This window comes from Paracoccus marinaquae (genome assembly GCF_018860165.1).
Taxonomy (GTDB): domain Bacteria; phylum Pseudomonadota; class Alphaproteobacteria; order Rhodobacterales; family Rhodobacteraceae; genus Paracoccus; species Paracoccus marinaquae.
The window spans coordinates 60992-83618 of sequence record NZ_JAHKNG010000014.1 but is presented as its reverse complement, the minus strand read 5'-3'; the positions used below and the strand labels follow the sequence as shown (position 1 = coordinate 83618).

General features: G+C 67.2%; 20 protein-coding genes. 10 read left to right on the top strand and 10 right to left on the bottom strand.

The features are described from left to right. Positions 1 to 76: 76 nt before the first annotated feature. Complete coding sequence (locus KNW02_RS10060) at positions 77 to 1456, bottom strand: FAD-binding oxidoreductase (protein ID WP_216033139.1); 1380 nt, start codon at positions 1454 to 1456, stop codon at positions 77 to 79. A 157-nt stretch (positions 1457 to 1613) separates the two neighbouring features. On the opposite strand from KNW02_RS10060, the gene KNW02_RS10055 reads away from it, so the two are divergent. Genes KNW02_RS10055 through KNW02_RS10045 form a run of 3 tightly spaced genes read left to right on the top strand, consistent with a single transcriptional unit; the run spans position 1614 to position 5112 of the window. Continuing rightward, complete coding sequence (locus KNW02_RS10055) at positions 1614 to 2507, top strand: glycosyltransferase (protein WP_216033138.1); 894 nt, start codon at positions 1614 to 1616, stop codon at positions 2505 to 2507. Continuing rightward, positions 2507 to 3340: an NAD-dependent epimerase/dehydratase family protein gene (locus KNW02_RS10050; RefSeq protein WP_216033137.1), complete on the top strand. Its 834-nt coding sequence runs from the start codon at positions 2507 to 2509 to the stop codon at positions 3338 to 3340. Before KNW02_RS10055 ends, KNW02_RS10050 begins: the two co-directional genes overlap by 1 nt. A gap of 35 nt (positions 3341 to 3375) precedes the next feature. Further along, a complete protein-coding gene (locus tag KNW02_RS10045; protein ID WP_216033136.1) occupies positions 3376 to 5112 on the top strand; it encodes a chloride channel protein in 1737 nt (578 codons plus the stop codon). Between the two features lie 76 nt (positions 5113 to 5188). Here KNW02_RS10045 and KNW02_RS10040 read toward each other — a convergent pair whose 3' ends face one another. Both KNW02_RS10040 and KNW02_RS10035 read right to left on the bottom strand, forming a co-directional pair. Further along, positions 5189 to 6457 carry an MFS transporter gene (locus tag KNW02_RS10040; RefSeq protein ID WP_216033135.1) on the bottom strand — a complete coding sequence of 423 codons (1269 nt, stop codon included), beginning with the start codon at positions 6455 to 6457 and terminating at the stop codon, positions 5189 to 5191. 198 nt (positions 6458 to 6655) lie between these two features. Then, positions 6656 to 7546, bottom strand: a complete 891-nt coding sequence (locus tag KNW02_RS10035) for a LysR family transcriptional regulator (RefSeq protein WP_216033134.1) — start codon at positions 7544 to 7546, stop codon at positions 6656 to 6658. A gap of 105 nt (positions 7547 to 7651) precedes the next feature. Between KNW02_RS10035 and KNW02_RS10030 the strand changes: the two genes are divergently transcribed. The 7 genes from KNW02_RS10030 (at position 7652) to KNW02_RS10000 (ending at position 13595) form a co-directional block, all read left to right on the top strand. Beyond that, complete coding sequence (locus KNW02_RS10030; RefSeq protein WP_216033133.1) at positions 7652 to 8011, top strand: cupin domain-containing protein; 360 nt, start codon at positions 7652 to 7654, stop codon at positions 8009 to 8011. Positions 8012 to 8043: 32 nt separating this feature from the next. Continuing rightward, positions 8044 to 9438 carry an NAD(P)/FAD-dependent oxidoreductase gene (locus tag KNW02_RS10025; protein WP_216033132.1) on the top strand — a complete coding sequence of 465 codons (1395 nt, stop codon included), beginning with the start codon at positions 8044 to 8046 and terminating at the stop codon, positions 9436 to 9438. A 417-nt stretch (positions 9439 to 9855) separates the two neighbouring features. Continuing rightward, positions 9856 to 11001 (top strand): acyl-CoA dehydrogenase family protein, encoded by a 1146-nt coding sequence (locus KNW02_RS10020; protein WP_216033131.1) that lies wholly within the window; start codon positions 9856 to 9858, stop codon positions 10999 to 11001. A 4-nt stretch (positions 11002 to 11005) separates the two neighbouring features. Next, entirely contained in the window at positions 11006 to 12007 is a 1002-nt protein-coding gene (locus KNW02_RS10015) for an enoyl-CoA hydratase/isomerase family protein (RefSeq protein ID WP_216033130.1), read from the top strand. 2 nt (positions 12008 to 12009) lie between these two features. Then, positions 12010 to 12894 carry a 3-hydroxyisobutyrate dehydrogenase gene (gene mmsB, locus KNW02_RS10010; RefSeq protein WP_216033129.1) on the top strand — a complete coding sequence of 295 codons (885 nt, stop codon included), beginning with the start codon at positions 12010 to 12012 and terminating at the stop codon, positions 12892 to 12894. A gap of 75 nt (positions 12895 to 12969) precedes the next feature. Then, positions 12970 to 13278 carry an RcnB family protein gene (locus KNW02_RS10005; protein ID WP_216033128.1) on the top strand — a complete coding sequence of 103 codons (309 nt, stop codon included), beginning with the start codon at positions 12970 to 12972 and terminating at the stop codon, positions 13276 to 13278. Between the two features lie 116 nt (positions 13279 to 13394). Then, positions 13395 to 13595 carry a YgaP family membrane protein gene (locus KNW02_RS10000; protein WP_216033127.1) on the top strand — a complete coding sequence of 67 codons (201 nt, stop codon included), beginning with the start codon at positions 13395 to 13397 and terminating at the stop codon, positions 13593 to 13595. Here the strand turns inward: KNW02_RS10000 and recN are convergent. From recN to KNW02_RS09965, 7 genes are all read right to left on the bottom strand, one after another. After that, complete coding sequence (recN, locus tag KNW02_RS09995; protein WP_216033126.1) at positions 13585 to 15231, bottom strand: DNA repair protein RecN; 1647 nt, start codon at positions 15229 to 15231, stop codon at positions 13585 to 13587. The two genes, KNW02_RS10000 and recN, sit on opposite strands and share 11 nt — an antisense overlap. Before the next feature lie 40 nt (positions 15232 to 15271). Next, positions 15272 to 16123 (bottom strand): outer membrane protein assembly factor BamD, encoded by an 852-nt coding sequence (locus KNW02_RS09990; RefSeq protein WP_216033148.1) that lies wholly within the window; start codon positions 16121 to 16123, stop codon positions 15272 to 15274. Between the two features lie 165 nt (positions 16124 to 16288). Continuing rightward, the gene (gene lpxC / locus KNW02_RS09985; protein WP_216033125.1) at positions 16289 to 17221 is read right to left on the bottom strand and encodes a UDP-3-O-acyl-N-acetylglucosamine deacetylase; all 933 of its coding nucleotides are present in this window, start codon (positions 17219 to 17221) and stop codon (positions 16289 to 16291) included. 228 nt (positions 17222 to 17449) lie between these two features. Continuing rightward, positions 17450 to 19048 (bottom strand): cell division protein FtsZ, encoded by a 1599-nt coding sequence (gene ftsZ / locus KNW02_RS09980; RefSeq protein ID WP_216033124.1) that lies wholly within the window; start codon positions 19046 to 19048, stop codon positions 17450 to 17452. A gap of 219 nt (positions 19049 to 19267) precedes the next feature. Beyond that, the gene (gene ftsA / locus KNW02_RS09975; RefSeq protein ID WP_216033123.1) at positions 19268 to 20602 is read right to left on the bottom strand and encodes a cell division protein FtsA; all 1335 of its coding nucleotides are present in this window, start codon (positions 20600 to 20602) and stop codon (positions 19268 to 19270) included. A gap of 4 nt (positions 20603 to 20606) precedes the next feature. Beyond that, positions 20607 to 21560: a cell division protein FtsQ/DivIB gene (locus KNW02_RS09970; protein ID WP_348524708.1), complete on the bottom strand. Its 954-nt coding sequence runs from the start codon at positions 21558 to 21560 to the stop codon at positions 20607 to 20609. Continuing rightward, positions 21548 to 22438 carry a D-alanine--D-alanine ligase gene (locus KNW02_RS09965; RefSeq protein WP_252733649.1) on the bottom strand — a complete coding sequence of 297 codons (891 nt, stop codon included), beginning with the start codon at positions 22436 to 22438 and terminating at the stop codon, positions 21548 to 21550. The genes KNW02_RS09970 and KNW02_RS09965 overlap by 13 nt, the downstream gene beginning before the upstream one ends. Positions 22439 to 22627 lie beyond the last annotated feature (189 nt).

The following is a 22627-nucleotide window of genomic DNA, read 5'->3' as shown; positions in this document are numbered from 1 at the left end:
CGCGATGGTCAATTTAGCGTCAGGACCGCCGGAAAGCTCCTCTGCCGGTGCGACGACGCCCGCCCCCGTCGCGGCGTCAGTTCCGATCCGGCACCAGCTTGCCCGGATTGAGGATATTGCCCGGATCCAGCGCCGTCTTGATGGCGCCCATCACCTGCCAGGCTTCGCCATGCTCCGCCGCCATCAGCGGCCGCTTGCCGACGCCGATCCCATGTTCACCGGTGATCGTGCCGCCGACCTCAAGCGCGCGTTCGGCCATGCGGGTCGCGAGACGCTTGGCGGCAGCGATCTCGGACTCGCTTTCGGGATCGACCAGCAGCAGGGCATGGAAATTGCCGTCGCCGACATGGCCGACGATGGGGCCGATCAGCCCGGCCGCGGCAATATCGCCCGCCGCCTCGGCCACCGCCTGCGGCAGATGCGACATCGGCACGCAGACATCGGTGACGACGCCGCTGGCACCGGGTCGCAGCGCCTTGCAGGCGTGATAGGCGCCATGCCGCATGCGCCACAGCCGGGCACGATCCTCGGGCGTGGTCGCCCAGTCGAAGCCTCGCGCACCGAATTCGCGGGCCAGTTCCCCGAACCGCGCGGCATCCTCGCGTACCGTGACGGGCGAGCCGTGGAACTCGATCATCAGATGCGGCGTCTCGGGCAGGCTGCTGCCCGAATGAAGGTTGAAGGCGCGCGCCGTCAGGGCGTCCACGAATTCGATCCGCGCCATCGGGGTCCCCGACTGGATGGTGGCGCTGACGCATTCGACCGCGTGATCGAGACTGTCGAAGGCGCAGACCGCCGACGCCACCTCTTCGGGCTGGCCGTGCAGGCGCAGGGTCAGTTCGGTGATGATGCCCAGCGTGCCTTCCGAGCCGACGAACAAGCCGGTCAGGTCATAGCCGGCGCTGGATTTCGCCGCCCGCGTACCGGTGCGGATGATCCGGCCATCGGCCAGCACCACCTGCAACCCCAGCACATTGTCGCGCATGGTGCCATAGCGCACGGCGGTCGTCCCGCTGGCCCGCGTCGCCGCCATCCCGCCGAGGCTGGCATTGGCGCCCGGATCGACCGGGAAGAACAGCCCCGTCGCCCGCAATTCGGTATTCAGCGCCTCGCGCGTGACGCCGGGCTGAACGCTGGCCTGCATGTCGGCGGCGCGGACCTCCAGCACCCGGTCCATGCGCGACAGATCGAGCGTGACACCGCCGCGATAGGCCAGCGCATGGCCCTCCAGCGAGGTTCCGGTGCCCCAGGGAATCACCGCGACGCCCGCCCCGGCGCAGATGCGGACGATCTGCGCCACCTCGTCCGGCGCCTCGGGCCAGGCCACCGCATCGGGGGGCGGCGCGCGGTGAAAGCTTTCCGAGGCGGCATGGTGGTCACGATCCACGGCGGCCAGCGACAGGCGCGGGCCAAGCAGCGCGGACAGGCGCGCGGTCGTCTCTTCGGGCAGGGCCATCGGCAATCCTCCGCTTGTGTTCAGCAGGTTAGCGCGCAAATGAAACTTGGCAAAGCCGCCTGCGTTCTGTCATCAACTGGTCATCAAATCGCCATAGCGTGGCCCCGCAATGACCGCCGAGTCGATCCGCAGAGTTGAAGGCAGGACGCAGAACGACATGGACAAAAGCTGGATCTCACCGCCACGCCACCGGGTTCTGAAACAGGGGGTCGTGCCATTGTCCGAGGGGCTTGCCGCCGAAACCGCCGCCTCAGCCGACCACGCCTATGTCACGCTGGTCACCAACCCCGACTATCTGCCCGGCGCCGAGGCGCTGCTGCGCTCGTTGAAACTGACGGGAACGCGCGCCGATCTGGTGGTGATGCATCGCGGCCTGCAGCCCGCGCATCGGGCGCGGCTGCGCGCCCATGGCGCAAGACTGGTCGCGGCCGACCTCTTGCCGACCTCGGAACGGTTCGACCGCGCCCATGCCCGCGACGCATTGCATGCCCGCGCCGCCTTCACCCGCGGCGGCAAGCCCGACTTTCACACGCCACTGGACAATTTCGTCAAGCTGCGGCTGTGGCAGCTGGATTACGAGCGCTGCGTCTTCGTCGATGCCGATGCGGTGGTGCTGCGTTCGGTGGAAAAACTTTTCGAACTGCCGGAATTCTGCGCCGCGCCGAATGTCTATGACGGGCTGGACGGGTTCCACCGGATGAATTCGGGCGTCTTCACGGCCCGGCCCGACCCGCGCCGGTTCCGCGACATGCTGGCCCGGCTGGACCAGCCGGGGGTGTTCTGGCGGCGCACCGACCAGACCTTCCTGCAGGATTATTTCCCCGACTGGCACGGCCTGTCGATCCATCACAACATGCTGCAATATGTCTGGATCAACATGCCGGAACTGTGGAGCTGGGAAGACATCCGCATCCTGCATTTCCAGTATGAAAAGCCCTGGCAGGATCACGACAAGGCGCAGCTTCTGCGCCCGCTGATCGATCTGTGGCGGGCGATCGCCGCCGGCCAGCCGGTGCCCGACCTGGCCGCGCAGGTGCGCCCGGCCGCCTGATGCGCATTGCCCTGACCGGAGCCGGCGGCATCGTCGGCAGCCTGATCGCGCCGGCGCTGATCTCCGCCGGGCACCGGATCACCAGGCTGGAGCGGAACACCGGCTTCCACTTGGGCGACACGCCCGATCTGGCGGGCCATGATGCACTGATCCATTGCGCCTTCGCCCACAGCCCCGGCCGCTATCGCGGCGGCGAGGGCGACGATCCCGCCGCCTTTCGCAAGGCCAATCTGGACGGCTCGATCCGGCTGTTCGACGCGGCGGCATCGGGCGGGGTGCCGCGCATCCTGTTCCTGTCCTCGCGCGCGGTCCATGACGGCTGGCCGCAGGGCATGCTGCTGACCGACGATCTTCCCGCGAAGCCAGCCAATCTCTATGGCGAGGTAAAGGCCGGGGCCGAGGCGCATCTGGCCGGCCTCGCCGCCGCCGGGCTGCGTGCCACGGCAATCCGCGCGACCGGGATCTATGGCCCCGGACGCGCCCATAAATGGCGCGACCTCTTTGCCGATCATCTGGCGGGCAAGATGGCGGCGCCGCGCGTCGCAACCGAACTGCATGGCCTCGATCTGGCCAATGCGGTGCTGCGCCTTCTGGACCACCCTGCCCCGCCCCTGCTGGTCAATGCCAGCGACCTGATCCTTGACCGCCACGACCTGCTGGCCGCGGTCTCGAAACTGACCGGCTGCGCCACCCCGCTGCCCGAACGCGCCGACGCCGCCGCGCTGCGCCTGCCCGGCTGCACGGCACTGGCGCGGCTGGGCTGGCGCCCCGGCGGGATGGCCCGGCTGCAGGCCACGCTGCCCAAGCTGCTGGACCCCGGCGGGCATTTGTGATCCGCTTGCCCGCGGGCGAGAGAACGGTGAACAGCATGAAACTGGGTGGCGCCGCGAACCGCGGCGATGGCGGCAGGGCCAACCTTGACGGCGGCTGGCACAGGCGCCTCTGGCGCCGCCTACTGCGGCGCGGGCTGCGCGCCCTGCAGATCATGCGCAAGCACGGCCCGAACCAGGTCGAGTTCTGGCTGCTGGCCCTGCTGATCGGGATCGCCGCCGGTTTCGCCGCGCTCACCTTTCGTCTGGGCATCGGCGCGTTGCAGCGGCTGATCTATGGTGCCGACGACCTGTCGCTGGCCACGGTGGCCAGCAGCCTGCCCTGGTACTGGGTGCTGATCGTGCCGGTCTTCGGCGGGCTGGTCGTCGGGCTGATCCTCGACCGCTTTACCGGGGACGGGCGGGTCCGGGCGGTGGCGGACGTGATCGAGGACGCCGCACTCGAAGGCGGGCGGGTCGAGATCCGCGAGGGGCTGGCCTCCGCCGCGGCCTCGCTGATCACGCTGGGCACGGGCGGCAGCTCGGGGCGCGAGGGTCCGGTAGTGCACCTGGCCGGGGTCGTCTCGACCGCCGTCGCACGCCGCATCAAGGCCAGCCCGATCACCGGGCGCAGCCTGCTGGGCTGTGCCGTCGCCGGCGCGGTCGCGGCCAGCTTCAACGCCCCCATCGCCGGCGCCCTCTTCGCGCATGAGGTGGTGCTGCGGCATTTCGCGGCCCGGACATTCGCGCCCATCGCCATCGCCGCGGTCGCCGGCACGGTCATCAACCGGCTGGAATTCGGCGGGCTGACCGAATTCACCCTGCCGCAGCAGATCGATCTGGCCTTCTATGTCGAACTTCCGGCCTTCATGCTGCTGGGCCTGGTCTCGGCGCTGGTGGCGGTGGCGATGATGTCGGCCATCTTCCGCGCCGAGCGGGTGGGCGACCGCGTTCTGGCCCGGACCGGCCTGCCGCGCTGGCTGCGCCCGGCCCTCGCCGGGCTGTTGCTGGGCGCCATCGCCATCCCGTTCCCCCATATCATCGGCGTCGGCTACGAGACGACCGCCGCCGCCCTGTCCGGGCAGATCGGGCTGGCCGAGGCGATCATCTTCGCCGTGGTCAAGGCCGTGGCGGTGGCCATCACCTTCGGCGGGCGCATGGGCGGCGGGGTCTTCTCGCCCGCTCTGGTCATGGGCTCGCTGACCGGGCTTGCCTTCGGGATCATCGCCACGGCGGTTCTGCCGCAGGTGTCAGGCACGGTGAACCTCTATGCCTTTGCCGGCATGGGCGCGGTGGGGGCTGCGGTGCTGGGTGCGCCGATCTCGACCGCATTGATCGTCTTCGAGATGACCGGCGACTGGCAGACGGGGATCGCGGTGATGACCGCCGTATCGCTCAGTTCCGCGCTCGCCTCGCGGCTGGTGCATCGGTCCTTCTTCCTGACCCAGCTCGAGCATCGCGGCGTCAGCATCGCCGAGGGGCCACAGGTCTGGCTGCCGCAGAAGATGCGCATCTCGGCGCTGATCCGGGGCATGGATGCCGAGGATGCCCCCTCGCCCGATCTGGTCCGCAACCTCGCCGCCGCCGGGCAGGCGCTGACCGAGGGGATGAGGCTGGAAACGGCGCTGCGCGAGTTCGACCGCACCGGAGCCGCGTTCCTGCCGGTGATCCGCCCGCCCCGCTCCGGGGACGCCGAGATGACCGATCTGGAAGTCGTCGGAACCGTCTATCACGTGGACGCCCTGCGCGCCCTCAATCAGGCCCTGTCCGATACCGCCGCCGAAGAACATCGCTGACAGGTCGGGGCCGGACAGGAAAAACGGCAGGCCGACAAGGGTCGGCCTGCCGTGTCCTTGAAACTGATCCGCTGGATCAGGCTTCGGCTGTGCGGGCACGCCGGGTCACGGCCGGGATCAGGATCATCGGGATCAGCGCCAGCACCGTCATGGCAATGGCGATCCAGATCGCGCCGGTGAAATCCCCCTCCTCTCCGACAAAGACCGCGGCGAGGGCGGGACCGACGGCGGTGCCGACCAGATTGGTGAACTGACCGAAGGCCACCACGGTGCCGGAATGGTCCAGATCGGACTGGATGCTGAGGAAATACGGGAAGACGATGGCCCATGAGATCGTGAAGATCATCGTGCCCCAGATGTATCCGGCAGGGGTCTGGAAGGCCAGCATGATATAGACCGACAGCAACTGCCCGAAGATACCCCCGATCAGCGGGATGAAATGCCCCACCCGGTTACCCAGCCAGATCACGCCAAGCGCACAGATGCCGGCGATCACGTTCGCATAGGCGATGATGTCCCCGATGGCGAGGATATCGAGGCCCGCCAGCCGTCCGATCCCTTCCGAATAGGCCCAGACCGAGCCGTTCGAGGCACCGTAGATCATGATGCCGACGATGGACAGCGCCGCAGGCGCCCGCAGGATCAGCGCCCACTCCATCTGTTCCGATCCCGAGGCCGGATCCAGGTCCTTCAGATCGCTACGCAGACGGAAGGCTCCGGCGACGGAGGCGATCAGCATGGCGGCGGCGATCAGAAGCAACTGACCGTATTGCATGGCGTTGAAGCCCTGGGCGGAACTGTCCATCAGCCGCGGGAAGAAATAGGCGCCAAGACCGGGATAGACGAACTGGAAGCAGGTGAAGATCGCAAAGGCGCGCTCTGCCTGGCGGGTCCGCGACAGGGCCGCCGCGATTGCCGCCTGCGTCAGTCCGCCGCCAAAGCCGGCCAGAAGCGTCAGGGTGAACATGCTGGTCGAATCGTGCAGGAACAGGGTCAGCGCAGTGAAGACCAGCATCATCGCCATGCCGAAGACCGAGACCCGCGCCAGCGACCAGTGCTTGGTCCGGAACGAGACCAGAACCGTCGCCGCCGCAAGGCCGATCAGCGCAGCCGAGGCCACCCAGCCGGCGGTGTCGGGACCAAAGCCCAGATGCACGTCATAGGCATAGACCAGCACCGGCAGCAGCATCAGCGGCGAAAGGGCGATCGAGCCCACGAAACCGGCGAGGATCTGGGCGGTCCAGCCGTCGGCGTCGAACCTCGACAGATCCAGCGCCGAAGCTCTGGCCCCGGCTTCCGCCTGCCGATGGGGATGGGCGAGCAGCCTGTCCAGCCACCCGATCATGGCTGCACCTGCCGGCGTCGGCCCGAAATCCTTGCAGTTGTCTCTCCCGCCAGATCCGCGCACCCCTGCACGCCCTGACCCCAATGACCTCCACGCATCTCCTCCTCCTCGCATTTTGTGGGTGATGCTGGAAATTACCCGGGCGGGCCGCGCCGAAATATAACGGTGCGGAAACGGTCGGATTGACGGAGGCAAATGTTATTGCGCGGTGCCGAGCAGCAGCTTGCGCATCAGCGCCACGGCCCGCGGCATCCGACCGCCGCGGGTGACCATCTCGATCTGCGCCATGTAGTCGTCCTCGACGACAGGCAGACGCCGCAGGCGCCCCTCGCTGACCAGGCTGGCCGCATGGTGGCTGGGCAGAAGGCCGAGATAGGCGCCCGAGAGGACCATCAGAAGTTGCGCCTCGATGTCGAACACGATGCGGTCGGCATCAATACGCTGGAAGCTCAGCTGACGGCGGCCGCCCCAGTATCCGCGATGCACCCAGGGCTGGGCATAGCACAATTCGCGGTCGACGCGCTCGTCAGGCAGCGCAAACAGCGGGCTGTCGCTGCCGCAGTAGAGGCCGTGTTCTTCCTCATAGAGCAATTCGTAGGTCAGAACCCCCAGGCGTGAATCGAAGCCGCCGATGCCGATATCCAGCTCGTTCCGGGCCAGGGCGGTGCTGATATCCGCGGGGCGCATGATCGACAGGACGATCTCGATCATCGGTGCGTCAGCCGCGATCCGGCCAATGGTCGCGGGCAGCGGGCAACCGAGGTCGCTGGCCACGCAATCCACCACGCCGACGCGGACCCTTCCGGTCAGCGCGCCGCGCATTTCGCTCAGCCGGCGCGACTGCACGTCAAGACCGGACAGGACTTCGAGGGCGATCTCGTGGACCACCCGGCCCTTTTCGGTCAGGGCAAAGCCGCGCCGGCCACGCTCGCACAGCTTGACGCCCAGACGCTGCTCGAGCGCCGTCAGATGGTTCGAGATGGTGGGTTGCGACAGTGACAGTTCGACCTGCGCCGCCGACAGACCGTTGTTGCGCACGACGCTGTCGAAGACGCGCAACAGATGCAGGTCGGACCCCGAAAGCTTCATCCGACATTGATGCGACCAAATGTTTCGATTGGCAATCGCTCATTTAAGAAGCCGCGGGGCTCCGGCTATCTGGCGTCATCAACTCGGAACGACTTGGAGGACCACATGTCGGACATCATCAGGATCAACAGCAAGGGCATTTCCACCGAAGAACTGGCCCCCTGCTCGGCCGTTCCGGCCGAGGCCGTGCTGATCGGCGAGGCGCGGGAAACCGGCGCCCTCCATCTGGACGCGGGCAAGGTCACGATCGGCACCTGGGAATGCACCCCCTATGCCGAGATCCTCGCCCTGCCCGATGCCACCGAATACAGCACCATCCTGTCCGGTCGCGTGGCCATCACCGAAGCCGATGGCGGCGCGCAGGAATTCGGCCCCGGCGACAGCTATGTGCTGAAAAGCGGCTTCGAGGGGCGTTTCGAAGTGCTTGAGACGCTGCGGAAGATCTATGTCCTGATCGCGGATTGATCCCCCATCACCGGAACCATGAGGCCAGCACCATGCAGACCCGTGCCGAACTTGCACTGAACGACACCACCTTCTTTCCCTTCTGGCTGGACCGGCAGGACGCGCCCGCGCCGGCTGCGGCGCTGGTCGGCGCCACGCGGGCCGACCTGCTGGTGGTCGGAGGCGGGTACACCGGGCTCTGGGCGGCGATCCAGGCCAAGGAGGCCGATCCCGCGCGGGACGTGGTCCTGATCGAGGCGGACCGGATCGCCCATGGCGCCTCGGGACGCCCGGGCGGCATCGTCTCGACCTCGGTCATGCATGGGCTCAGCAATGCGCAGCGCATCTTTCCGGGCGACCTCGAGGCACTGGAGGCGCTTGGCCATGACAATATGGCCGGGTTCCAGTCGACCATCGAACGTCACGGCATCGAGGCCGATCTGGAATGGACCGGCGAAATGACCGTCGCCGTATCGAAGGACGGCCTGCCCGCGGTGCAGGCCGAATACGACCTGCACCACGCCCATGGCCATGACGTCGAACTGCTGGATGCGCAGCAGACCCGGGAACAGTTGAATTCGCCACTGTTCGAGGGCGCGATCTGGTCGCGCAAGGCCAGCGGCATCGTCCATCCGGCCCGGTTGGCCTGGGGGCTGCGCCGCGCCGCAATTGCCCTCGGGGTGCGGCTCTACGAATTGTCCCCAATGAAGGGCATCGAGGATCAGGGCGCGACCGTGCTGGTGCGGACGCGCGATGGCGTGATCCGCACGCCACGGGTCTTGCTGTGCACCAATGCCTTTGCCTCCGGTCACCGCCGGATCCGGTCACGGGTGGCGATGGTGCGCGACCGCATCCTGACGACCGAGCCGCTGACGACCGAACAGCGCACCGCCATCGGCTGGGCCAACCGTCAGGGCGTCTATGACACGCGCACGCAGCTGAACTACATGCGGCTGACGCCGGACGGGCGCATCCTGTTCGGCGGCCGGCTGGGCTATTTCATGAACAGCCCGCGCGACCCCGAAACGGACCGCACGCCCGAACCCTATACGCGATTGGCCGAGGCCTTCTTCACCACCTTCCCGCAACTGGAAGGGATCCGCTTCTCTCACGCCTGGAGCGGACCGATCGCCCTGACCACCCGCATGGCCGTCCATTTCCAGAGCTATCATGGCGGCAAGGCCATCTATGCCGGTGGCTATTCCGGCTTCGGGGTCTCGGCCAGCCGCTTCGGCGCAAGGGTCGGGCTTGCCAAGCTGATGGGCGAGGACCTGCCCGAAACCCGGATGGAATTCGCCGCGACCGAGCCGAACTGGATCCCGCCCGAGCCCTTCCGGGCCCTCGGCGCGAAGATCACCATGGCCGCGCTGGACGGCGCCGACAGCAAGGGCGGCTGGCGCAATGCCTGGCTGTCGCTGGTCACGCGCCTGGGCTTTCCGCTGTCCTAGTTTCCCGAAGCCTGGGTTCTCATCATGCGCGCCGGTTCTGCGGACCGGCGCGCTACCTTATTGATCCAGCTTGCCGAGGTGGGCGTGAGGCGCAGATGCCAGTACGGGTGATTTCGATCAGCCTGAACACCTTAAAGCCCCTCATGATTGCCGCGCTGGACGCGGAGGGAGACGGTCGGCCGGACTGCCCCAACCGGTTGAGCGTCTGAAAGTGCAAGACACCCCCGCCACGACAGCGTATCCGTGTAACACGAGTCGTGGGATCTGTCCGCGACATCAATCCATGCACTGACGGGTCCGGAATGATACACAGACACCAGCAGCCACGGGATCCCGGCTGCCACTTGTCATGCAGCCGCGGGTTCTGATAATTAAACACTCGTTCAATTGAAGGGATCAGAGGGGGGAGGACGCCAGATGGATTTCGCGCTGAGCGAAGAACAGCAGGCCATTTTCGACATGGCACGGGATTTCGGGCAGACCCGGATCGCACCTCATGCACGCCAATGGGAGGCCGATGGCACCATCCCGCGCGAGTTGTGGTCCGAGATTGCGCAACTGGGCTTTGGCGGCCTCTATGTCAGCGAGGAACATGGCGGCTCGGGTCTCAGCCGGCTGGATGCGACGCTGGTCTTCGAGGCGCTGGCCATGGCCTGCCCCGCCGTCGGCTCGTTCCTGTCGATCCACAACATGTGCGGCGGCATGATCGACAAGTTCGGCAGCCCCGAGGACAAGGCCCGCTGGCTGCCCCAGTTGTGCAGCATGGAAAAGGTTTTCAGCTATTGCCTGACCGAACCGGGCAGCGGCTCGGATGCGGCGGCCCTGCGGACCCGCGCCGACAAGACCAATGAAGGCTACCGGCTGAACGGCAGCAAGGCCTTCATCTCGGGCGGCAGCTATTCGGACGCCTATATCTGCATGGTGCGCACCGGCGAGGAAGGACCGAAGGGCATCAGCACGGTGATCGTCGAGGACGGCACGCCCGGCCTCAGCTTCGGGGCGCTGGAAGACAAGATGGGCTGGCGCGCCCAACCGACCTCGCAGGTGCAGTTCGACGATTGCCTCGTGCCGCTGGACAACCTGCTGGGCGAGGAGGGGCGCGGCTTTGCCTATGCCATGGCCGGGCTTGATGGCGGGCGGCTGAACATCTCGGCCGGCGCGCTTGGCGGGGCGCAGGGGGCGCTGGACGCGACCCTGACCTATATGGGCGAGCGCAAGGCCTTCGGCAAATCGCTGGACCAGTTCCAGGCACTGCAGTTCCGGCTGGCCGAGATGGAAACCGCGCTGCAATCGGCCCGCATCTTCCTGCGTCAGGCGGCCTGGAAACTTGACAGCGGCGCCCCGGATGCCACCAAGTTCTGCGCGATGGCCAAACTTTACGTCACCGACCGCGCCTTCGAGGTCGCCAACCAGTGCCTGCAACTGCATGGCGGCTATGGCTATCTGGCCGATTACGGGATCGAGAAGATCGTGCGCGACCTGCGCGTCCACCAGATCCTCGAAGGCACCAACGAGATCATGCGGCTGATCGTCGGTCGCGCGCTGCTGGCCGAACGGGAGTAGGACCTTGACCGACCTGAACATCCGCAAAACGGGCCGCGCCGGCCGGATCACCTTCGCCCGCCCCAAGGCACTGAACGCGCTGAGCCACCGGATGGCGCTGGATCTGCATGCCGCGCTGGACGACTGGCGCGACGATCCCGAGGTCGCGCTGGTCATCATCGACGCCGAGGGCGACCGCGCCTTCTGCGCCGGCGGCGATATCGCCGCGGTCTATCGCGCCGGGCTGGAGGGCAACCATCAGGTCGGGCGCGACTTCTTCCGCGACGAATACCTGATGAACGCCGCCATCGCGGATTATCCCAAGCCCATCGTGGCCCTCATGCAGGGTTTCGTGATGGGCGGCGGCGTCGGCGTGGGTGGCCATGCCAGCCACCGTATCGTCGGCGATACGACCCAGATCGCCATGCCCGAATCCGGCATCGGCCTGATCCCCGATGTCGGCGGCACCTGGCTTCTGGCCCGCGCGCCGGGGCGGATCGGTGAGTTCCTGGCGATGACCGCCGGCCGGATGGGGCCGGGCGACGCGATCCATGCCGGTTTCGCCGACAGCTATCTGCCCGAGGCGGAATGGCCCGCCCTGATCGCGCGGCTGGAGGAAACCGGCGATACCGCGCTCATCTACGGTGCCACGCCGCCGCCCGCCTCGCTGGCCACGCGCGATCTGTCGGCCTTCGGCAAGGACGGGCTCGAACAGATCGTCGCGGCGCTGGAAGCTGCGGGCGATGACGAGGCGCTGAAGCCGATCCGGCGCAACTCGCCCCTGTCGATGATGGCGGGGTTGGCAATGGTGCGGGCCGCGCGTGGTGATGCCCGGATGCAGGATTCGCTCAGCCGCGAATACCGTTTCACGCGGCGCGCGACCGAGGAGACCGATTTCATGGAAGGTGTCCGCGCGCAGGTCATCGACAAGGACCGCAATCCGCAATGGTCGGCGGATGCATCGGATGCGCATGTCCGCGCCTTGCTGTCGCCCTTGGGCGCGGATGAACTGGTTTGGGAGGAATAGTCATGAAGATCGGATTCATCGGCCTTGGCAATATGGGCGCCCCGATGGCGGCCAATCTGGCGAAGGCCGGCCACGAGGTCGCGGGCTTTGACACCGCCGCGCCGACGCCTGAGGGCGTGACGGCCGTGGCCAGCGCCGCCGAGGCCGCCGCGGGTGCCGACGTCGTCATCACCATGCTGCCGAACGGTCAGATCCTGCGCGCGGTCGCGGATCAGGTCGTGCCGGCGATGAAGCAGGGCGCGGTACTCTGCGACTGCTCGACCGTCGATGTGGACAGCGCCCGCGGCGTCGCCGAACAGGCCCGCACCGCCGGGCTGGGCAGCCTCGATGCGCCGGTTTCGGGCGGGATCGGCGGCGCGCAGGGCGGCACGCTGACCTTCATGGTCGGCGGCAGCGAGGCGGATTTCGGCACCGTCGGCCCGCTGTTCGACATCATGGGCCAGAAGGCGGTGCATTGCGGCGAGGCAGGCGCCGGACAGGCCGCCAAGATCTGCAACAACATGATCCTTGGCGTCACCATGATCGCCACCTGCGAGGCCTTCGCGCTGGCCGACAAGCTGGGGCTGGACCGGCAGAAGATGTTCGACGTGGTCTCAACCAGTTCGGGCTATAGCTGGAGCATGAATGCCTATTGCCCCGCCCCGGGCGTGGGTCCGAAATCGCCGGCAGACAATGATTACAAGCCGGGTTTCGCGGCCGAACTGATGCTGAAGGACCTGCGCCTGTCGCAATCGGCCGCCGACAGCGCGGATGCCGAAACCCCCATGGGCGCCCTGGCTACGCGGCTCTATGGCAGCTTTGTCGAGGATGAGGGCGGGCGCGGCCGCGACTTTTCGGCAATGCTGCCACACCTGGCCGGCAAAAACCGCACGCGGACCGGAAACTGAGGGAACCCGGGGCTTCGCAGGGAACAAACTTCACCCACTGCCGTTCCGTCATTGAAGCAGGACGGGACGGCGTGAATGGTTGCGAGCAGGCTTTTCAGATCGGCGGCCACGGGTCTCGCGATCGCACTGGCGGCGGGACCGGTTCTGCACCTGTTGCCGGGCGCCTCGATACCGGCCGCGCTGGCCGACGACAGCAAGCCGCAGGTCGGCGACCTGTTGCCGGAGGGCAGCTTTCACCCGATCAGCAATCCTGGCCTCTACGGGCTGGGCCCCGAGCCGCGGGGAAGTCGCTATGCGGTGGCTTCGGGCCTGTTGGTAAGGATCGATGTCGAGACCGGAAAGATCCTGTCCATTCTGCGCCAGCAGGACGAAATCCTCGACTGACCCGCGATCCGGCGCCGCACCGGGACGCTTTGCCGCATCCCTCCGCTGTCGCGCCTTCTTGACCCGCAGTCGTCCAATACACATTCTATACAAGGAATGTATATGGAGTGTTCGCCATGCCTCGGAATGTCGGCCGGATTGACCGCGCGCTGCGCATCGTGATCGGCCTCGCGCTGATCGCGGGCTATCTGCTGTTTCCCGAAATCAGCTATCGCTGGCTGCTGCTGATCGGTTTCGTGCCCCTGCTGACCGGGCTTCTGGGCACCTGCCCGCTTTACCGGATCCTGGGCATCAACTCCTGCCCGCTCAACCGCTGAGCAGCGCCCGGGCCGCCTCGGCGGCGGCTTCGGTCACCCTGTCACCCGACAGCATCCGGGCGATTTCGTCCACCCGCTGCGCCTCGTTCAGGGGCGCAACGGTCGAAGTCGTCATGCCGTCAGCCACCGATTTCGCCACGCGGAAGTGATGCGCCCCCTGCGCGGCGACCTGCGGCGAATGGGTGACGACCAGCACCTGCGCCCCTTCGGCCAGGCGCCGCAACCGCCGCCCCACCGCATCGGCCGTCGCCCCGCCCACGCCCCGGTCGATCTCATCGAAGATCAGCACCAGCGCATCGTTGCCGCGCGCCAGACAGACCTTCAGAGCCAGCAGAAAACGGGAAAGTTCCCCGCCCGAGGCGATCCTGTCCAAGGGGCCGGCCGGAGCGCCCGGGTTCGTGGCCACGGTGAAGGACACCGCGTCGCCGCCTTCCGGGCCGGACTCGGCTGGCAGCAGGCGGGTCTCGAAGACCGCGCGTTCCATCTTCAGCGGCGCCAGTTCGGCCGCAACGGCAATGTCCAGTCGTGCGGCAGCCCCGCGGCGGGCCTCGGTCAGTGCCGCCGCCGCCGCGGCATAGGCCGCATCGGCAGCCGCCGCCGCGGCGCGCAGATCGGCGATCGCGGCCTCTCCGGCGTCGATGCGGCCCAACCGGCCGCGCAGATCCTCTGCCAGCCCGGCCAGATCGTCAGGCAGAACCCCATGCTTGCGGGCCAGCCCGCGCAGGGCAAAAAGCCGCTCTTCCGCGGCCTCCAGGGCGCCCGGATCGAATTCCAGCGCGGCCAGCGTGACTTCGACGCCGCGATGCGCCTCGCCCAGTTCGATCAGGGCCCGGGACAGCGCCGCGATGGGCTCGTCCAGCCCCCCCTCGGCCCGGTCCGCCGCGCCTTCCAGCCAGCGCCCGGCATCCAGCATCGCACCCTCGGCCCCTTCAGGCCCCAGCATCTGCAAGGCGCGGGCAACGTCGCCGCGAATCCGCTCGGCCGCCTGCATGGCGCGCCGGCGTGTGTCCAGCGCAGCCTCTTCGCCGGTATCGGGCGACAGATCCTCCAGTTCCTTCACCGCGTGGCGCAGGAAATCCTCTTCCCCGCGCGCGGCGGTCAGGGCAGTCTCGGCCGCCTCGAGGCGCCGGGCGGCCTCGCGCCGGGCTGCCCAGCCCTTGCGGGTTTCGCCCGGATCCAGCGCGCCGAAGGCATCCAGCAGGGCCCGGTGACCGCGCGGGTTCAAAAGGCCCCGATCGTCGTGCTGGCCATGCAGTTCGACAAGCGCCGCCGAAAGCTGCCGCAGCACCTCGCCCGAGACCCGACGGTCGTTCACGAAACCGGTCTTGCGCCCGTCGCCGCCATTCACCCGGCGCAGGATCAACTCGTCATCCTCGATCCCGATTCCGGCATCGGCCAGAACCGCCCGCGCCGGGTGGTCGGCCGGCAGATCGAACACCGCCGTCACCTCGCCCTGCCCGGCCCCCTGCCGGACCAGATCGGCGCGCCCGCGCCAGCCCAGCACGAAGCCCAGGCAATCCAGCAGGATCGACTTGCCCGCCCCGGTCTCGCCGGTCAGCACGTTCAGGCCCGGACCAAAGCTCAGCTCCAGCCGGTCGATCAGCAGCATGTCGCGGATGGTCAGCGATCTCAGCATATCGGCGCCGCGGGCCGCGCCTAGCCGATACGGACGGGCATCACAGCCACTTCCCGGCGATCATCTGGCGATAGATATCGTTCAGCCAGCTGTCGCCGGTCGCCTCGACCGACAGGCCCCGGCCCCGCAACTGGGCATAGGCATCAAGATAGAATGGCGAGGACTGGAAGTTGTAGCCAAGGATCGCGCCCGCCGTCTGGGCCTCGTCATTGAGACCAAGCGCCAGATAGGCCTCGACCAGCCGCATCAGCGCCTCGGGCGTCTGCGTGGTGGTCTGGAAGTCCTCGACGACGACGCGGAAGCGGTTGATCGCGGCGGTGTAATGGCCGCGCTTCAGGTAATAGCGGCCGATCTCCATTTCCTTCGCCGCCAGATGGTCGAAGGCGAGGTCGAACTTCAGGATGGCGCTGCGCGCATATTCGCTGTCGGGATATTCCTCGATGACCGCGCGCATCGCCTGCAGCGCCTGGAAGGTCAGCCCCTGGTCGCGGCCAACCTCGTCGATCTGGTCGTAATAGGACAGCGCCAGCAGATATTGCGCGTAGGCCGCATCCTCATCGCCCGGATAGGTATCAAGAAAACGCTGCGCGGCGCCGCGCGCCTCCTCGTAGTTCTTGGCCTGATGGCTGGCATAGGCCTGCATGATCAGCGCCCGCTTGGCCCATTCGGAATAGGGGTAAAGCCGCTCGACCTCGCTGAAATAGAAGACGGCATCTTCGGGGTTGCGGCTGTTCTCCAGCTCGTATTCGCCCCGCTTGTAGATTTCCTGGGCGGTGAAGCGGTCGAGATTGCGCCGTTCGGCCTGACTTGAGCCCTGCGACCCGCAGCCCGCAAGCGTCATGCCGGCCAGCACCGCAGCCATCAAGGAAGCCGAGATTTTCGAGCGCGCCATCTTCACCCTGCCCTGCGATTCTGCCATCCGGCGGCCCGTTTCAACCGGACTGCCGGCACGTCCTAACACAGAACATCAGGGGGCGCAAAATGGCAATCCGTTGAATTTCGCGCGGATTTATCAATGCGCCGAAGCGGGTCGACCCACGCGGGAATCGCGGCCGGTTCAGACCGCGATCACCTCTGCGGCCAGATCGTCGCCATGGGCCATCACGCCGGCCCCGGGCAGCCGGTCTTCCAGCGCCGGCGAACAGGTTTCCCAGGCCCAGGCCGTCGGATCCGCGAACAGCGCCCGCAGCAGCCGGTTGGTCATCGCATGACCGGCGCGGTGGCCGGTATAGCGGGCCAGCAACGGCGCCCCGGCCAAGGCCAGATCGCCCATCGCATCCAGCATCTTGTGGCGCACGGCCTCATCGGCATGGCGCAGCCCGCCGGGCGACAGCACCTGCGCGCCATCGACGACCACCGCGTTGCTGTAGGTGCCGCCCAAAGCCAGACCGTTCCGGCGCATCGCCTCGACATCGGACTGCCGGCAGAAGGTGCGGCTGTCGGCCAGTTCGCGCAGGAAGGCACCATTGGCCATGTCCAGGCTCATTTCCTGATGACCGATGGCCGCGTCGGCAAAGTCGATCTGGAAATCGATTTCCAGATGATCGGCCGGCGACAGCCGGGCGAAAGCCTCACCCTCGCGCACCTCGACAGTCCGCAGCACGCGGATCGCGCGCAGCGGCGCCGGTTGCAGCCGGATGCCCGCGCGCAGGATAGCGCGCACGAAAGGCGCCGAGGAGCCGTCGAGAATCGGCACTTCCGGGCCATCGACGCGGATCAGCGCATTGTGGATGCCGGTGCCGGCAAGTGCGGCCATGATATGCTCAACCGTCGACAGCGTGACGCCGCGGCCATTGTCCAGCAGCGTGCACAGCTTGGATGGCGTCACATGGTCCCAACGGGCGGGGATTTCGACGGCGGGGGTCAGATCGGTGCGACGGAACACGATCCCGTAGCCTGCCGGCGCCGGGACGATTTCCAGCCGGGCGGGGGCGCCGGAATGCAGCCCCACCCCGTTGAATACCACCTTTGTTTTCAGCGTCGCCTGCATGATATGCCTGCCTTCATGTTCTTGGGCCAGAGTCCAATCGCTCTGGTACAGTGTCAGCTAAGACGATGCGACGGGGCGTTCAATTAACGAATTGTAACGGGGTGAAACAATCCGGCCCGGATACCCTACAACCCTGGGCTGCGGTTTCTCAAAACATTGATTTAAAATTGAAAAGGGCCGCTTCGCGCGGCCCTCAAGGTCGGAAAACCGACGGAATTCGTGATTGGCTCAGTTCGCCTGACGGCGCAGGAAAGCCGGGATTTCGACATTGTCCTGACCATGATCCGGATTTGCCAGATCGTCGAAATCGGTCTCCTGCTGGCGGGCGCGGGCGGCAACGCGGTCGCTGACGCGCTCGGCGATCGAAGCCGCTGCGGGCTTCTGCGCAACTACGTTGGGTTCGCCGTGCCCGGCCATCCGCTCCAGCATGCGGCCAAGGCCGCTCATCCGGCTGTGATTGCGATTTGCCTCGGCCTGCTGCGGCTGCGCGCCGCCCTGACGGGCCTCGCCATGGTTTTCCACCGCCCGGCGCAGACGCTCCATCACCTCGGGTCCGGGCTGACCGCGACCACCGGCAGGGGCGCGCGGGGCCATGAACACATCGGCGGGATCGTCGATCCGGGCGGTCGCCGGACGGGCCACGTCCCTTGCCGGCTGGTAGGCCGGCTTCGGCATCTCGTCCTCAAGATCAACCGCGGGCGCGGCGCGGGTTTCGGCGACCGGCGCGGGGTTGCGGCGCGGCGGCACCGGAAGATCCTCGTCCGCTTTTACCTCGGGTTCCTCCTTGCGGGTCACCACCGGGCTTTGGGTCAGCGGCTCGGCCATGCTGCGGCGCGGCGCGGGCACGTCGGCGACGGCGGCCGAGGCATCGATGCCGGTGGCCACGACCGAAACCCGGATCGCGCCTTCCATCTCGGGGTCGAGGGTCGAGCCGACGATGATATTGGCGTCGCTGTCGACCTTGTCGCGGATGACATTGGCGGCCTCGTCCAACTCGAACAGGGTCATGTCATAGCCGCCGGTGATGTTGATCAGCACACCCTTGGCGCCGTTCAGACTGATCTCGTCCAGAAGCGGGTTGGCGATGGCGCGTTCGGCGGCCTCTTGCGCCCGGTTCTCGCCATTGCCCTCGCCGGTGCCCATCATCGCCTTGCCCATCTCGTCCATCACGGCACGCACATCGGCGAAATCGAGGTTGATCAGGCCCGGGCGCACCATCAGGTCGGTCACGCCCTTGACGCCCTGATACAGCACGTCATCGGCCATGGCGAAGGCTTCGGTGAAGGTGGTCTTTTCGTTGGCCAGCCGGAACAGGTTCTGGTTGGGGATGATGATCAGCGTGTCGACGACCTTCTGCAGCGCCTCGACGCCCTCTTCGGCCTGACGCATCCGCTTGGTGCCCTCAAACTGGAAGGGCTTGGTCACGACGCCGACGGTCAGGATGCCCATCTCGCGCGCGGCCTGGGCGATGATCGGGGCGGCGCCGGTGCCGGTGCCGCCGCCCATGCCGGCGGTGATGAAGCACATATGCGCACCCATCAGGTGATCGACGATATCCTCGATGGTTTCCTCGGCGGCCTTGGCGCCGATCGAGGGCTTGGCGCCGGCGCCCAGCCCTTCGGTCACCTTCGGCCCCATCTGCACGCGGCTGGTGGCGCGCGACCCGGCCAGCGCCTGCGCATCGGTATTGGCGACCACGAACTCGACCCCGTCGAGCTTCTTCTCGATCATGTTGTTGACCGCGTTGCCGCCCGCGCCGCCCACACCGAATACGGTGATGCGGGGCTTCAGCTCGTCTTCATCGTTCATCATCAGATTGAGGTTCATGGTTTCCGCCTGTTTTTTCTGTTCTCGACGGGCCGGAGCGCCCGCCCGAATCCCCCGTATTAGCATCAATCGTAGCCTCTCGTGGCTTGCGCGTCACCCGAAAAACGGCGCAAAACCGCAAAATATGGCGGTTCGCGCAGCAAGAATCGGCGGCATCTTGCTGAGGCCGCAGAATATTGTGGGCACCGGCTGATGCCCCCATAGTCCGGGTTGTCCCGATCACCAGTTATTGCGGAACCAGCGATAGGCCCGCCGCAGGCTGCGCGCGGGATAGGCTTCGGCCGGCATCTCGAAATCCCACCATTCGTCCTGCGGATGCGCCGCGAACAGGGCGAGGCCAACGGCGCTGGAAAAGCCGGGATTGGTGAACTGATGCGCGAGGCCGTCGATCCGCAGCGGCCGGCCACAGCGGATATTCGGCCCGAGGATGCGGGCGGCCAGCCCGTCAAGACCGGGGATCTGGCTGCCGCCGCCGGTCAGCACGATCTGCTGGCTGGGCATGTAGTCGAAGCCCGCCGCATCAAGCATCTGCCTGACATTCTCAAGGATTTCCTCGATCCGCGGCCGCATCACGCCGATGATGTCGGCGCGGCTGACGGTGCGGCGGTCGGCCTCCCAGTCGCCGGTCTCGCCGCCGACCTCGATCATGTCGCGGTCGTCGCGCCCGGTGGCCTCGACCCCGCCATTCAGCGTCTTCAGCCGCTCGGCCACCGGCAGGGGCACCCGCAGCCCCTGCGCGATATCCTGCGTCACGAGGTTGCCGCCGATGCGGACATTGTCGGAAAAGATCATGTGTTTCCTGATGAAGATCGAAACACTGGTACCGCCGCCGCCCAGATCGACGCAGGCCGCCCCCAGTTCCTGCTCGTCCTCGACCAGGCTTGCGCGCGCCGAGGCATAGGAGGCCGAGGCGATGCCCGCCAGTTCCAGATCGCAGCGACGGATGCACTGGACCACATTGCCCAGCACATCGCCCTCGACGGTCAGGACATGCATGTCGCAGGCCAGCCGGTTGCCGGCATGATCACGCGGATCGGCCAGGCCGCTGCGGTTGTCCACCGCGAAGTTCACCGGCTGGGCGTGCAGCACCTCGCGCCCGCGCCCGAAATCCGGCACATCGCAGGCGGCCAGAACCGAGGCCACGTCATGTTCGGCAACCTTGCCCGATTGCAGCACGATCTCGCCCGCCAGCCCATAGGAGGCCGGACGCCCGCCCGCGAGACAGGCGATGACGTGGTCGATGCGCACGCCCGCCACCTTCTGCGCGGCGGCAACCACGGTGCGGATGGCGCGTTCGGTTTCGGCCATGGTCTCGATCTCGCCATGCCGCATCCCGCGCGAGCGGGTCGAGGCCGAACCGATGACGCGGAAATTGGCCTGCCCGGCCATCGGCCCGACGCCGTCAGTTTCGCGGAAGGTACCGGTGCCGTCGAATTTCAGCACCATGCAGGCAATCTTCGAGGTGCCGATATCGAGAATGCCGATCACGCCGCGTTGCAGGGCCGCACGCCGGATATTCCGCATCGCCCGCTGCATCTGGTACAGTTCCGCCATCGCCTCAGCCCCCTTTCCTGTCGTCTTCGAGAACGGTCCCGTCAGGCCCCAGCATCGGCAGGCCCCGGGCCGAACGGATCGTGTTGCGCGCGTCCACGCCCAGCCGCAGCACCGGCCGCGACGGGTCGCGCAGATCGACCACCTTCACATCGCGGCCCAGCATGTCCTCGGCCCGGTCGAGCGCGATCGCCGCCTCAAGCGCGATCACCGCACCGCTCTCGGGCAGCATGATCCGCTGGCCGTGGTCCAGCAGCAGGTCCCACCGCCGCTCGCCCCGGCGGATCAGCCCGCGCACGCGCGGCAGGATCGGCCCGGCGGCGTCCAGCAGTTCCAGCGCCTCGGCCGTCGCCAGATCGCCCCCCTCGCCCGCGATCAGCGGCAGGTCGGGGCGCACCTCGCGCGAGGTGACGCTGGCCACGCGATGCCCGCTTCGGTCGAGGATCTCGATCCCGCGCGCATGGCGCCACAGCAGCGCCGGCTGACGTTCGGTGACCACCGCCGACAGGATGCCGCCCGGCTTGATGCGCAGATCGATGGATTCGATCGCGTCCAGCTGCATCACCTGCAGCCGTAGCGCCGGCAGATCGATATCGAAACTGGAGGCCGGCAGATCGACCGGCAGCATGGCGCGCAGCGCCTTGTCGACGACGGGCGAGGCGCCCTCGACCGTCATCAAGCGAACCTGGAATGCCTCGCGGCTCTGGACCTTGTCGACCAGCCCGGCGATGCCGCCGGTCAGCGTCGCGCGCCGATCCTCGTCCGACAGCCAGATGCCCGCCGTCATCGCGATCAGGAAGGCCGGCCCCCCGACCCGAACGAGACGACGATAAAGCGGTCGCAGCCAGATCCGTTCCAGCCGGTATTTCAGCCGCGACGGCGCCGGATCGCGGCGCAGGCGCGGCTGTTCGGGCGTCTGCTGCGGCTGGCGGCCCGGACGATGATCGATCACGACCGACACAGTGCATCCTCCACCATCCAGCGCATCAGCGCGGGGAAGTCGATTCCGGCATGGGCCGCCTGTTCCGGGGCCAGCGAGGTCGGCGTCATGCCCGGCTGGGTGTTGATCTCGAGGATGATCAGCCCGTCCAGCCCGCGCGTCTCGTCCCAGCGGAAGTCGGTCCGGGTCAGGCCACGGCAGCCAAGGGCACGATGGGCCCTGACCGCATAATCAAGGCAGGCCTCGGTGATCTGTTCGGGAATCCCGGCCGGAACGACATGTCGCGATCCGCCGGTCTTGTATTTCGCGTCGTAATCATACCAGCCATCGGTGATGATCTCGGTCACGCCCAGCCCGCGATCGCCCAGCACGGCGGTAGTCAGTTCGCGCCCCGGCGCATAGGTCTCGACCATCACCCGTCCGGGCATGGTCGCGGCCAGTTGCGGCGGCTGGTTGGCACCGTCATGCACGATATAGACGCCGACCGACGAGCCCTCGTCATTCGGCTTGACCACATAGGGCGGCGCCATGACATGGCGGCGGCGCACCTCGTCGGCATCGGCGATCAGGCTTTCCAGCACCGGCAACCCAGCCTCGCGCAGCACCTGCTTCGAGACGGTCTTGTCCATCGCCATGGCCGAGGCCAGCACGCCCGAATGTGTATAGGGCAGGTCCAGCCATTCCAGCACGCCCTGCACGCAGCCATCCTCGCCCCAGCGGCCATGCAGGGCGTTGAAGACGACATCCGGCCGCATCCCGGCAAGCCGCGCGACGGCATCGCCGTCCCGGTCCGCCCCGAGTTCGACCTCGATTACCTCATAGCCCGCCACCCGCAGCGCTGCCGCGCATTCGCGCCCCGAGGACAGGGACACCTCGCGCTCGGCCGAGGGTCCGCCCATCAGAACGGCTACGGTGTGGGCTGTCCTGCTCGACCTGCCCGCCACGATTTCGCCTTTCGCGCCCGGTTGATCCGGGCTTCATGCCTTCTGCGCGGCCGGGTTCGCCCCGGTCCTGCACAATATTTTGCAAGAATAGCCGCAAAGGCCGAATCGCAAAAGAGCAATTCTCGCCAACCGGCTGAGAATATT